This is a genomic window from Sphingomonas ginsenosidivorax (assembly GCF_007995065.1).
GTDB classification, from domain to species: Bacteria; Pseudomonadota; Alphaproteobacteria; order Sphingomonadales; family Sphingomonadaceae; genus Sphingomonas; species Sphingomonas ginsenosidivorax.
Map to the genome: position 1 here is coordinate 966,289 of NZ_VOQR01000001.1, position 11,886 is coordinate 978,174.

General features: G+C 65.9%; 12 protein-coding genes. 6 read left to right on the plus strand and 6 right to left on the minus strand.

All coding sequences use genetic code 11. The features are described 5' to 3' along the window. Positions 1-31 precede the first annotated feature (31 nt). The 4 genes from FSB78_RS04315 to FSB78_RS04330 are packed head-to-tail and all read right to left on the minus strand — an operon-like array spanning position 32 to position 4,112. Complete coding sequence (locus FSB78_RS04315; protein ID WP_147080275.1) at positions 32-826, minus strand: enoyl-CoA hydratase/isomerase family protein; 795 nt, start codon at positions 824-826, stop codon at positions 32-34. After that, positions 823-3,024 carry an acyl-CoA dehydrogenase family protein gene (locus FSB78_RS04320; protein WP_147080278.1) on the minus strand — a complete coding sequence of 734 codons (2,202 nt, stop codon included), beginning with the start codon at positions 3,022-3,024 and terminating at the stop codon, positions 823-825. The genes FSB78_RS04315 and FSB78_RS04320 overlap by 4 nt, the downstream gene beginning before the upstream one ends. A 4-nt stretch (positions 3,025-3,028) precedes the next feature. Next, on the minus strand, positions 3,029-3,859 hold the full coding sequence (locus tag FSB78_RS04325) for a coniferyl-alcohol dehydrogenase (RefSeq protein WP_147080279.1): 831 nt from the start codon (positions 3,857-3,859) through the stop codon (positions 3,029-3,031). 22 nt (positions 3,860-3,881) lie between these two features. Continuing rightward, positions 3,882-4,112, minus strand: coding sequence for a ferredoxin (locus FSB78_RS04330; protein ID WP_147080281.1), 231 nt, complete (start codon positions 4,110-4,112; stop codon positions 3,882-3,884). A 240-nt stretch (positions 4,113-4,352) separates the two neighbouring features. Between FSB78_RS04330 and FSB78_RS04335 the strand changes: the two genes are divergently transcribed. The 4 genes from FSB78_RS04335 to FSB78_RS04350 are packed head-to-tail and all read left to right on the plus strand — an operon-like array spanning position 4,353 to position 7,853. Further along, the gene (locus FSB78_RS04335; protein WP_147080282.1) at positions 4,353-5,606 is read left to right on the plus strand and encodes a cytochrome P450; all 1,254 of its coding nucleotides are present in this window, start codon (positions 4,353-4,355) and stop codon (positions 5,604-5,606) included. Further along, positions 5,607-6,011: a Zn-ribbon domain-containing OB-fold protein gene (locus FSB78_RS04340; RefSeq protein ID WP_147080283.1), complete on the plus strand. Its 405-nt coding sequence runs from the start codon at positions 5,607-5,609 to the stop codon at positions 6,009-6,011. Between the two features lie 26 nt (positions 6,012-6,037). Next, on the plus strand, positions 6,038-7,165 hold the full coding sequence (locus FSB78_RS04345; RefSeq protein ID WP_147084003.1) for a thiolase family protein: 1,128 nt from the start codon (positions 6,038-6,040) through the stop codon (positions 7,163-7,165). A gap of 4 nt (positions 7,166-7,169) precedes the next feature. After that, the gene (locus FSB78_RS04350; protein WP_242008001.1) at positions 7,170-7,853 is read left to right on the plus strand and encodes a DUF2889 domain-containing protein; all 684 of its coding nucleotides are present in this window, start codon (positions 7,170-7,172) and stop codon (positions 7,851-7,853) included. Between the two features lie 75 nt (positions 7,854-7,928). Here FSB78_RS04350 and FSB78_RS04355 read toward each other — a convergent pair whose 3' ends face one another. Further along, entirely contained in the window at positions 7,929-8,825 is an 897-nt protein-coding gene (locus tag FSB78_RS04355; protein WP_147080284.1) for a helix-turn-helix domain-containing protein, read from the minus strand. Between the two features lie 340 nt (positions 8,826-9,165). Further along, complete coding sequence (locus FSB78_RS04360; protein WP_147080285.1) at positions 9,166-10,392, minus strand: CaiB/BaiF CoA transferase family protein; 1,227 nt, start codon at positions 10,390-10,392, stop codon at positions 9,166-9,168. Between the two features lie 188 nt (positions 10,393-10,580). Here FSB78_RS04360 and FSB78_RS04365 point away from each other — a divergent pair, with 188 nt between their 5' ends. Further along, positions 10,581-11,369: an SDR family oxidoreductase gene (locus FSB78_RS04365; protein ID WP_147080286.1), complete on the plus strand. Its 789-nt coding sequence runs from the start codon at positions 10,581-10,583 to the stop codon at positions 11,367-11,369. A 148-nt stretch (positions 11,370-11,517) separates the two neighbouring features. Beyond that, on the plus strand, positions 11,518-11,805 hold the full coding sequence (locus tag FSB78_RS04370; protein WP_147080287.1) for a hypothetical protein: 288 nt from the start codon (positions 11,518-11,520) through the stop codon (positions 11,803-11,805). Positions 11,806-11,886: the final 81 nt, after the last annotated feature.

Genomic DNA, 11,886 nt, shown 5'->3' on the forward strand with positions numbered 1-11,886 from the left:
CGTCGTACCCCCCGAGTGCGGCCTGCGGGCGTTACCCCTTCGATCCCAGCTTGCCGATATAGCGTTCGATCCCGGCGAGATATTCGGGGTTCAGCATCAATGCGCTGTTGGCCATGCGTTCGACATGGCGGCCCATTTCCGGCCCTAGCTGGCTCGCCATCTCGATCGCGATCTTGGCCGCCGCCATCTGTTCCCCGCTCGATCGGGTCAGGTGACGGCAGAAGTCCATCGCGGCGTCGCCGAACGCCTCGTCGGGCAGAACGTCGTGGACCAGCCCCATGACCAGTGCACGGTCGGCATCGACCTTCTGGTTGCCCATGATCAGCCACCGCGCCCAGTGCGCACCACATTGGCGGGTCAGCCGGCTGACGCCGTTGGACGCAGGCAGGACCCCGAACAGGCCTTCCGGAAAGGCGAACGAGGCGGACCGGGCGGCGAGGCGGAAGTCGCACGACAAGGCGAGTTCGAGCCCGCCGCCGACGCAGGGCGCATGGATCGCGCAGACGATCGGCTTTTCGACATGCTCCATCTCGTCGTAGATGCGGTGCATGCCGTGAAGGCCGAGGCGGTGATTCTCGCGGATCCCGGAGGCGGTGGTAGGGCGCGGCCGGTCGGTGCCGCCGCGCAGGTCGGCGCCGGCGCTGAAGAAGCGACCGTTCGCGCGAACCAGCATCACCTTGAGCTCGGGCGCGTCGCGGAAGCGGTGCAGGGCGGCCTCGAACAGCGCCATCGTCTCGCCGGACAACGCGTTCAGCTTGTCCGGGCGGTTGAGGGTGGCGACCAGTACGCCATCATCGTCGTGCGTCAGAAGATGCGGATCGGTCATGCGCGCGTCCTCGGTAGACCGAGCCCTCGCTCCGCGATCATCGAACGGTGGACCTCGCTCGTGCCGCCATAGATCGTCGAACCCTGCGCATGCCGATAGAACATGTTGATCTCTTCCGCGGCACCCTTCCGCTTCGACAGCGACAGGGGGGCGGTGAGATCGAGCAGGTCGCGCGCGTCGCGCAGGAACACTTCCGACGAATACATCTTCGCCATCGGACCATAAGCGAGGTTGGTCTTCTTCTCCGCCAGCACCCAGGTCGCGCGGAACGCGAGCAGCTCGGACACCCAGACATTGGCATTGGTACGCGCGAGGCGGCGCTGCGCCGAGGCGTCCTCGATCAGCGGCTTGCCCCGATAGACGATCTCGCGGCAGAGCCGTTCGCCGGCGTCGAGCATCGCGCGCTGATATTTGGCGAAGCCGCCGCCATGTTCGAGCTCTAGGCTGGCGCTCATCGTCTTCACGCCGCCGTCGACCTCGCCCAGTCGCCAGCTGTCGGGGATCCGGACGTTGTCGTAGAAGGTGATGTTGGTCCGCTCGTCCTGGAAGGTGTGGACCGGCTGGATCGTCACCCCCTCGGCCTTGAGCGGTACGATGAACATCGTCAGCCCCTTGTGCTTGGCAACCTCGGTATTGGTCCGCGCGAGCATCAGGACATAGCTGGCGAGGTTCGCGCCGCTGGTGAACATCTTGGTGCCGTCGATCCGCCACCCATTGCCGTCCGGGGTCGCGCGGCACTGCGCCGCGAAGACGTCGGAGCCCGAACCGGGTTCCGAATAGCCGAGGCTGCAGATCACCTCGCCCGACATGATCTGCGGCAGCACGTCCTGCTTCAGTTCGTCGGTGCCGAAGCGCTGGATGATCAGCGAGACCATCTGGCTGACGCCGGCAGCGGGGTTGTTGTAGCGCTCGAGCTCGAACGCATCCATCGCCGCGATCTTGGCATAGGGCGATAGACCGCGGCCGCCGACGTCCTTGGGCAGCCCGAGGTAGAGCAGGTTGGCGGCCGCGAGCTTGCGGTTGAGCTCGGGATCATAGCCTTCCCAGCTGTAATGGAATTTCGCGCGCATCGCCGGCGTGACATTGTCCGCGAAGAACTGGTGGATTTCGCTCGCGATCGCCTTCGCGTCCTCGCCGAGATCGAAGTCGATCGGGACGTCGCCGGCATCGGGCAGTCCGGCGGTCTCGCCGGCGTAGAGCCGACGCCCGGCCTCGTCGAGCAGGCGCTGGGGATCGCCCAGGACCAGCGGCCACGCCTTCGCGCGCAAATTGAACAGGAATATGTCGTATTCGGTGGTCAGGCCATAGCCGCCGAAGGTGTGGAGGGCCTGCGCGACGGCGCGCGCGGCGGCGTCCGCGTTCCACCATGCGGCGATCGAGACCGCGGCACCCGCGTTCGGCGATCCATCGGCAATGTCGCGGATCGCTTTCCAGACGAGGAACTTGCCGCCGTCGACCTCGCAAATCAGGTCGGCGAGCGGGTGGCTGATCGCCTGGAACTGGCCGATGAACTGACCGAACTGCTTGCGCTCCCCGGCATAGGCGGCGGCGAGCTTGAGCGCTTCGCGACCGAGCCCGGCAAGGGCGGCGGAAATCAGGAGTTTCCATTCCTCGACCCCGGCGGCGAAGGTCGCACGCGCGGCGTCGCCCGACGCGAGGACGGTGTGCGGGAAGGCGGCGAGATCGAGCTCCGCGAGCGGCGTATCGGCGAGGTTGTCTTCTGCGACGCGGGCGTTCGCAGGCACGGCGACCAGCACGATGTCGTCGCCGTTGCGCGCGACCACGGCCTCGGCGACGCATCCGCCGGCGATCCACTGGCGCGGCTGTTCGGCCACGTCGTGAAACGCGAGCGTGACGACCGCGTCGCCCGACAGCACGCGGTCCAGCAGCGCGGGGTCGGCGCCGAATTGCGCGAGCAGCCGTGCCGCGACCAGGCCTTCCGCGAGCGGCCCGGACGCCAGCGTACGCCCCGCTTCCTCCATCAAGACCGTGGCGTCGACCAGGCCGAGCCCGAGCCCGCCCGCGGTTTCGGGTACGCGGATCGACAGGGCCCCCTGTTCGGCAAGGCCTTTCCACAGCAGCGCGTCGAAACCCGACGGGGCGGCGGCCCGTACCCGCGCGGTCGAGCTGTTCTCGTCGAGGAACCGCGCGAACATCTCGCGCATCATCTCCTGGTCGTCCGTCAGGTCGAAGTTCATGTCGCTATTCCTGGGGCTTGGCGCGGCGCATCATCACGCTGAGATCGACCTGGCCGGTGGCGACACCGCCCATGAACCCGCCATCGACCGGCAGGACCACGCCGTTCACAATGCTGGCGAGGTCGCTGTTGAGGAGCACCAGCCCGCCCGCCTGTTCCTCCGGCGTTGAATAGCGTCCCATCGGCTCGGCCGCGGCGTCGACCACCTCCTTGCCCGAGGCGGCGTGGAACGTCGCCATCATCGGCGTCTGGGTGGGGCTGGGCAGGGTGCAGTTGATGCGGATGCCGCGCTTGATCAGCTGCGCGCCCATGAACTGGGTCCAGACGATGACGTTCTCCTTGGAGAAGCTGTACCCCTCGCGGACCGTGTCCTCGAGATGCTCTTCGCACCAGGCAACCGCAGCATCGAAGCCCTTGGTGGTGACGAACTCTATGTTGAGCGGAATGCGCCGGCTCCAGCCCATCCCGCCAGTCGAGGCGATGCTCGCGACCGCGCCACCCGGTGCCATCAGCGGCAGCACCTGTTCGGTGAGATGACGCAGGCCGATGAAGTTGACCTTCATCACGTCCATCGGGGGAAAGGACTGGGGCAGCCCGGCGCAGTTGAACAGCGCGCCGACCGTACCGCCGATCGCAGCGACGCCGGCCTCGATCGATGCAGGGTCGCGCAGGTCGACGAGGTTGAAGCTGGCAAGCGGCAGGTCCGACGGCTTGTAGTCGAGGCCGTGCACCTCCGCGCCGAGATCGAGCAGCAATTTCGCCGTGGCCGCGCCCATGCCGGAGAAGCAGCCCGTGACGATGACGCGTTTGCCGTTGTAACCGAGAATGTCGCTCATGCTGTGCTCCGTGGAATGGATGTCAGGCGCGCTTCTGCGGCGGCCAGGAGATGGTGCCGTCGTCTTCCTCGACGTAGATGATGCGTTCGGGACAGGCGCGTGCGCCGTTGCGGGCGGTCTTTTCGGCGCCGGGCGCGACCTCGAAGCCGTCGGTCGCGATATAGCCGTCCTCGTCGAGCGGAAACATCGCTTCGGAAACGGCTGCGCATCGTGCGTTGCCGACGCAGGCCGACCTGTCGATCCGGATCTTCATCGCCGCTTTCCTCCGTTCTATCGTTCTTGCTAGAACGAAGAATGGGGCCGCGATCAACTGCCCCGACGCCTCATCGCTGGCGCGATAGGTAGGGCCGGCGGGGCAATCGCCCGGGCGGTATTCCCGCGCGTTCGGGGGCGTGGCATTGCCATCGACCGAGGTGCGGGCAAAACGCCCCTCTGCATCTTCTGCATGGCGCCGACGACCTGCGCGGCACGATGATCGGATCGGAGACTTTTGATGGTCAAAGCAACGCTGTCGCCTGCCGTCCCCAAGCCGGATCACGTGCCGGATGCGCTCGTCTACGACTTCGACTATTACTTCGACCCCGCTCTGCTCGAGAACGCGCACGATCGGATCCTGCAGATCGCTGCGGAGGCGCCGCCGATCTTCTGGTCGCCGCGACAGGGCGGCAGCTGGTTCATGCGCAGCCACGACGCGACCTACAAGGCGTCGCGCGACACCGATACGTTCAGCAACGGGCCGTTCCCGTTCGAGATGATCGCGCACATGAATGCCGGCAAGCCGGACAACCAGAAGGCGTTGATCCCGCTGCCGATCACGATCGACCCGCCGCATCACGCGACCTATCGTGGCCCGTTGCAGAAGCCGTTCGGGCCAAAGGCGATGCTCGCGCTGAAGGACAATATCCGCGCGCTCGCGATCGAGCTGATCGAAGGCGTCAAGGCGGATGGCAAATGCGAGTTCATGACCGCGATCGCCGAACCGCTGCCCGTCACGGTGTTCCTGCAGCTGTTTGGTCTCCCGCTCGAGCGGCAGCGCGTCTATCGCGACCTCGTCGCGGAGCATATGCACTCGCCGCTCGCGCACGACCCGCAAGAGATCCAGCGTCGCCTGCGCCGGGTCGCCGAGGTCATGCGCGAGACGATCCTCGAGCGGCAGGCCGAGCCGCGCGACGATATCCTGTCCATGCTGTGGCAATCCGAATTCGACGGTCGGCCGGCCAACCTGCACGATATCGAGAATTATGCGGTGATGCTGTTCCTGGCCGGGCTCGACACGGTGATGAACGGCATGGGGCTGGGCGTGCGGCATCTGGCGATGCATCCCGAACTGCAGGAACAGCTGCGTGCCGATGTCTCGCTGATCCCCGAGGCGGCGGAGGAACTGCTGCGCCGCTATACCTTCACCGTGCCGCCACGCTTCGTCGCGCGGGACAGCGAGTTCGAGGGCGTGACGATGAAGAAGGGGGAGCGGGCGATGATCTTCCTGCCCGCCGCCGATCTCGATCCGAGCGAATTCAAATCGCCCGAGGACTATAACCTGGCGCGCGAGAACAAGGTGCATATCGCGTTCGGCACCGGCCCGCATCGTTGCCTGGGCTCGCATCTCGCGCGGATCGAATTGCAGGTCCTGTACGAGGAAATGGTGACTCGCCTGCCGACCTTCCGGCTTGATCCCGACAAGCCGCTGACATTCCACGGCGGCAACGTCATCGGGCCCAACCAGGTCCATCTGGTATGGGACGTCTGAATGGTCTGGCAGCGCTCCCGCGTCCGCCTCGACAACGATAATCGCGCGTTCTGGACGGGAGGCGCCGACGGCAAGCTGAACATCGCCCGGTGCGGGGATTGCGGCGGGTTCATACACCCACCGCGGGAGGTCTGCCGGCATTGCCTGTCGGACAAGGTCGCGCCGTTCGCGGTGGCCGGGACCGGCGTGATCGACAGCTACACGGTGAACCACCAGGCGTGGGCGAAGGACATGCCGGTTCCGTTCGTCATCGCGCGCGTCGCGCTCGACGATGCACCGGGCGTGTATCTGACGACCAACATCGTCGGGTGCCCGGTCGAGGACGTCGATATCGACGATCGCGTGCGGGTGGTGTTCGAGGAGCAGGACGGGATCTGGTATCCCCTGTTCGAGAAGGTCGCGTGACCGAGGCGTTCATCACCGGGATCGGCATGTCCGAGGTGGGCGTGCGGCTGGCGCGGTCGCCGCTCGGGCTGACGCTGGATGCGGTGCGCGAAGCGATTGCCGATGCGGGGCTGACGCTCGACCAGATCGACGGCGTCGCGACCTATCCCGGCAAGATGCAGGCGTTTCTCGGGTTCTCGCCGATCGGAGCGGACGACGTGATCGAGGCCTTCGGGCTGACCACGCGCTGGCATGTGGGGGCAGCGGAGACGACCGCGCAGCTGGGCGCGATCGCCGAGGCGGCGGCGGCGGTGAAGGCGGGCCTCGCCCGGCACGTGATCTGCTTCCGCACGGTCTATGAAGCCGCGGCGATGGCGCGGCCGGACGAATTCCCGCCGATGGAACGACGCAAGGACGTGACCGGGAATTCGCAATGGGTGTCCCCCTTCGGGGCATTCTCCGCCGCCAACTGGACGGCGCAATTCGCGACACGCCACATGAAGCGATATGGTCTGACGCGCGAGCAACTCGCGCAGGTCGCGATCAACGATCACGCCAATGCAGCGCTCAACCCGCGCGCGATCGTCAAGCAGCCGCTCAGTCTCGACACGTACATGTCCGCACGGATGATCTCGACGCCGTTCTGCCTGTACGATTGCGATCGCTTCACCGATTGCTCGACCGTCGTGATCGTGTCGGCCGGCGACGCGCTGGACGAGGTCCGGACGATTCCGGTCCGGATCGCCGCGTCGGCAGGGTCGGTCGAGCGGTATTCCTGGGATCAGGCGGAATGGGCCAGCGCCTACCCGACCGGCCGCGATCTGTGGAAGAACACGGACTACCGCGTCGACGACGTCGATACGGTGCAACTCTATGACGGCTTTTCCTTTCAGCCGATCACCTGGCTGGAAGGGCTCGGGTTCTGCCCGGTCGGGGAGGGGGGGCGTTTCCTCGAAGGCGGCAAACGTATCGCGCGCGATGGCGACCTGCCGATGAATACCGGCGGCGGGCAGCTCGGCTGGGGCCGGCTGCACGGCTTCGGCTTCGCGTACGAGGCCGTGGTCCAGCTGCGCGGCGAGGGCGGCGCGCGCCAGATCGGCGGAAATCCGCGCGTGGCGGTGGCGACTTCGGGCGGGGGGCCGATGGCGGCGGCGTTGCTCCTCGCGAGGGACTGACGCGGTGCGCGGGTTCCACCGCGACGTACTCATCTCTCCCGAACCGGGTGCGGTCAGTGCGTGGGTGGAGGACGATTATCACCACATGGGCGTCACGTTGCACCATGACGGCGCCTGCATCTCGCGGGTCGAATCGGCGATGGTTCGCGCGCCCTGGTCGACTTGCCCCGGCGCGGTGGTGCAGCTTGCAAAGACCTTCACCGGCGTCGCACTCGAGGAGGCGGCGCGGCGGGGCGAGAAGACGCTGAACTGTACACACCTGCACGACATGACCGTCATCGCCGCGGCGCACGCGCATGAGGCGAACGCCATGCGCTATTCCATCACCGTCAGCGACGCGGTGGCGGGCGAGCGGGTCGCCGCGATCGCGCGCGACGGCGTGCCGCTGCTGCGGCTGGTCGAACAGGATGGCCTGCTGGCGGAACCGGCGGGTAAGACGCTGTTCGAACTCGGCGACTGGATCGCGTCGCTCCCCACGCCGATGCGCGAGGCGGCGCGGTTGCTGCGATGGGCTGCGATCATCGCCCATGGCCGCGCGATCCCGCTGGAACGGCAATCCGATGCGACGCGGATGCCGGCGAACTGTTTCACGTTTCAACCCGGTCGCAAGGACCATGCGATCCGGATCGGACGGATCATGGACTTCTCGTCGGATCGGACCGGGCCGTTGCACGATCCCCAGGCTTGATGCGCGACGGGTCGAGTGCCGGCGGTCGACAGGGGCCGGCAACGATGCCAGCCCCCGATTGAGCAAACAGCCGCGTCAGTTGTGAACCCGCTCGGGCGCTGCCGAATGGCGGGGGACCATCATCGCGAGCGGCATACGGGACGGGACGGGCGTCGATCGCGCGCCGGACTCGAACAGCGGCTGGACGTCCGCCAGTACGTCCGGCTCCGGGCAGCAGCAACGCGTCACGGCATCGTTCAGCGTCCGCAGGAGGCTGGCGGTATCGACCTGTTCGCTGACGTCGTGAACGAAGCCGATCGCGAGCGGCTGGTTCATCGGCTGGATGGGGAACAACACGCAGGCGACCTGCGCGGGGGTTCCGAACCCGACTCCGCCGGCAATCTGACCATCGACACGACATTGCTGCATATGCGCGGCCATGTCGGCGAAGCTGAACTTGCGTTCGTCGCTCGCCTCGGCGTTGATACGGCGCAGCATGCTGTCGCGGCGGCCTTGCGGGATCGTCGAGAGGAGGAGGCGGCCAGCCGCGGATTCGGTCAGATGGTCCTTCTGGCCGCCGCTGATCGCGAACGGGTTGGCGGTACGCAGCGGGCGCTGACCCTCGCGCCAGGAGTAAACCTGGACCCTGAGGCCGACCATGCCGAACACCGCGACGCCGAGACCGGTCTGCGCGCTGAGCCGATCGATCAACCCGGTCAGGCGACCGTCCCGGACGATGTCGGGCTGCGCGGCGCAACCCAGCATGGCGGCACGCGGGGTCGGCGAATAGGAACGCGACTGCGGATCCTTGTAGAGCAGGCCGACCTCCACGAGGCTGGAGAGCAATTCCGACGTGCTCGACTGCGGCCGATCGAAGCGACGGACGATATCCATCACCGTTGCCTGCGGGTGGGATTCGTCAAAGAACTCAAGCACTTCGATTACCCGCTTGGCAATCTTCGCCTTGTTCGAGCCTTGGGTCGTTGCAGCCATTTCGCTCTCCTATCGTTTTTTTAATGAACAACGTTGTTGGATAAGCGCCGATCATTGTCAATAAACCGAGACTGTCTCCGTTTTTTGTGCGGTACGGGATTTTAGTCTGCGCAGGTGGGGCCGATGCGCCCGTTTTGGGCGGGAAAACGCCGGAAAACCGTGAGCATCTCGGTTTTGCACCGCAACAATCCAGACGAGGCCTGCGAAAAATATTTTTAAGTTTCGTTGGGCCCGAGTGTTGCGATGTAAAACTACGCGCGCGTCGCTCGGCGCGTTGTGCGGCGCGTCCATGGCCCCGAATCGGGCCAGATTAACGACGGGCCCGTCGATCGTGGCAGGGTTACGCGATCGCGCCCTTGGCCTTGAGCGCTTCGATCCGGTCCCAGTCGAGCCCGAGCTCCATCAGCACGAGTTCGGTGTGTTCCGACGCCTGCGGCGCGCGCGTGGTCTCGAGCGGCTTGCCATCGAATTGCACGGGGCCGCGCACCAGCCGCAGCGGCGCACCCCGGTCGCCACCCTCGACCTCGACGATCATGTCGTTGGCGATCGCCTGTTCGTCGGTCAGCAGATCCTCGAAGCTTTGGATCGGCGCCCATTGTCCCTTCATCGTCTTCAGGTGCTGGCGCCAATAGGCAAAGGGCTGCGCGGCGAATGCCTTGACGAGAATGTCGCTGGCCGCGCCGGCGTTCTCGATGAGCAGCCTGACGTCGGCGAAACGCGGGTCGGCCGCGGCTTCGGGGACGCCGACATGCGCGAACGTATCCGCGATCAGCCCGGTCGGACTGACCATGCACAGATTGATCGTGCCGCCGTCCGACGTGCGGAAGTTGCCCATGAACGGATTGCGCGTGGAACCGCCCGAGCTCGGCATCGGATTGCGCGTGACGATGCCGGTCTCCATCACCTGCGAGACGAGCGCGCCGGACGCCCACCAGGCCGCGCTCAGCAGCGAGACATCGAGTTCTACGCCTTCGCCGGTCTTCTCGCGATTGTAGAGCGCGGCGGCGATGCCGCCGGCGATGAACATGCCGCCGATCGAGTCGCCGAACGCGGCGATGCCTTGCGTCAACGGTCCTTCCATCTCGGCCGGCGTCATCGAATAGGCGACGCCGCTCCGCGACCAGAAACAGGTGCCGTCGAACCCCCCGACCTCGCGCTCGGGCCCCTTGTTGCCGAGCGCCGACCCGCGTGCGTAGATGATGTCGGGGTTCACCGCCCGGATATGCTCGACGTCGAACTTGTTCTTCTGACGAACCTGCGGAAGATAGTTGGTGAGGAACACGTCGCAGGTCTTGGCCAGCTCGTAGAGGACGGCCTGTCCTTCCGGCGTGGATACATCGATGCCGACGCTGCGCTTGCCGCGGTTGGGGTGTTCGAACAGGGTGTGGCGCTGGGGATCGAGCGTAACGCCGCCCATGTTGAGGAAGCCGCGCTGGGTATCGCCCCGCACGGGATGCTCGATCTTGATCACGTCCGCGCCCCAATCGGCGAGTATGCCGCCGGCGGCGGGCACGAAGGTGAACTGGGCGACTTCAAGTACGCGGACGCCCTTCATCACGTGAGTCATCTTTGGTGCTGCCCCCATTCCTGTACCAAAAGCCTAGCCTTCGGTGATGGGGCGGCAAGGCGAGGGGCATCGGCTATCGCCGCCACGATGCGCGATGGGGCGCTAACGCCTCGGCGATATTCTGCGACCCCACGTTGATGAAGCCTGCGTGGCTCTCGATAGCCGGGGAACGCTTTGGGAGAGACAGCATGAAGATCGACACGTCGCTATCCGCCATCGTCACTGGCGGTGCATCGGGTCTCGGCCTCGCTACCGCGACCGCGCTCGCTGCGGCAGGGGTGAAGGTCGCGATCTTCGACATCGCCGAGAATGGTGACGCGGTCGCGGCCGGCATCGGTGCCAATTTCCACCATGTCGACATCATGTCGGAGGAGAGCGCGCTCGCCGGGTTCGAGAGCGCGCGCTCGGCGAACGGGCAGGAGCGGATCCTCGTTCACTGCGCGATGGTCGCCAAGGGTGGAAAGACCGTCAGCAGGGACAAGGCGACCGGCGGGTTCAAGCGGCTGTCGACCGAGGACTTCGCGGTGTCGGCGCAGGGCATCCTCGTGGCGAGCTATCGGATGGCGTCGATCGCCGCACTGGGCATGGCCGCGCTGGAGCCGCTCGAGGACGGCGAGCGCGGAACGATCATATTGACCTCGAGCGCCGCGGCGCAGGACGGTCAGATCGGGCAGGTATGCTATGGGTCGGGAAAGGCAGGGGTCAACGGCCTTGTCCTGCCGATGGCGCGGGACCTGATGGATCTCGGGATCCGCGTAAACGCCGTCATGCCGGGCATCTTTGCGACGCCACCGATGTTGCGCTTCAAGGACATGAACCCTGCGATGTGGGACGGATTGAACGCGTCGGTGCCGTTCCCCAAGCGGCTGGGCAAGCCGGAGGAGTTCGCCAGCCTCGTCATGGAGCTGGTACGAAACACCTATTTCAACGCGCAGACGATCCGGCTCGACGGCGCCATCCGCATGCCACCGCGCTGAAACAACCGCCGCGGTGATTGCGCGGGCCGCAATCGAGGTTGCGATAAACGATGGTGCGTTGCGGCACAGATGTCTTGACTCCGGATAATTGATAACCTAGCTTAGCATTATTGAATTGCTCAAAGCTCGTCGAACCGGAGTTTTCGCCATGAACAAGTTTGCGCTGATCCTCGCTGCCGTCGCCCTCACGCCCGCAACTGCCACGTTCGCCACGGAGGCCGTCGAGACCGCGAACGTCGCCACGCCGGTCGTCGGCAAGATGCTGTACAGCACGGGCGGCAAGAAGCTCGCGCCGGTGTACAAGCTCGATGCATCGGGCGCGCCGCAGATCCTGCTGGAAGGCAGAATGATCACGGTTCCGTCGTCGACGCTGAGCGCGGTCGATGGCCGCGTCGAGACCAGCCTGACCAAGAAGGTGCTGATGACGAGCAACTGATCGCTCGCCATCTGGCTTGCGAAAAGGGCGCCGCGGTCATCGATCGCGGCGCCCTTTTTGCATATTGCCGGATGGCATCGC

What these genes read in the sequence shown, in the direction of transcription:
- FSB78_RS04330 (WP_147080281.1), bottom strand. Translation starts at nt 4,112, where the DNA reads ATGAAGATCCGGATCGACAGGTCGGCCTGCGTCGGCAACGCACGATGC.
- FSB78_RS04355 (WP_147080284.1), bottom strand. Translation starts at nt 8,825, where the DNA reads ATGGCTGCAACGACCCAAGGCTCGAACAAGGCGAAGATTGCCAAGCGG.
- FSB78_RS04325 (WP_147080279.1), bottom strand. Translation starts at nt 3,859, where the DNA reads ATGAGCGACATTCTCGGTTACAACGGCAAACGCGTCATCGTCACGGGC.
- FSB78_RS04315 (WP_147080275.1), bottom strand. Translation starts at nt 826, where the DNA reads ATGACCGATCCGCATCTTCTGACGCACGACGATGATGGCGTACTGGTC.
- FSB78_RS04365 (WP_147080286.1), top strand. Translation starts at nt 10,581, where the DNA reads ATGAAGATCGACACGTCGCTATCCGCCATCGTCACTGGCGGTGCATCG.
- FSB78_RS04340 (WP_147080283.1), top strand. Translation starts at nt 5,607, where the DNA reads ATGGTCTGGCAGCGCTCCCGCGTCCGCCTCGACAACGATAATCGCGCG.
- FSB78_RS04370 (WP_147080287.1), top strand. Translation starts at nt 11,518, where the DNA reads ATGAACAAGTTTGCGCTGATCCTCGCTGCCGTCGCCCTCACGCCCGCA.
- FSB78_RS04320 (WP_147080278.1), bottom strand. Translation starts at nt 3,024, where the DNA reads ATGAACTTCGACCTGACGGACGACCAGGAGATGATGCGCGAGATGTTC.
- FSB78_RS04345 (WP_147084003.1), top strand. Translation starts at nt 6,038, where the DNA reads ATGTCCGAGGTGGGCGTGCGGCTGGCGCGGTCGCCGCTCGGGCTGACG.
- FSB78_RS04335 (WP_147080282.1), top strand. Translation starts at nt 4,353, where the DNA reads ATGGTCAAAGCAACGCTGTCGCCTGCCGTCCCCAAGCCGGATCACGTG.
- FSB78_RS04360 (WP_147080285.1), bottom strand. Translation starts at nt 10,392, where the DNA reads ATGACTCACGTGATGAAGGGCGTCCGCGTACTTGAAGTCGCCCAGTTC.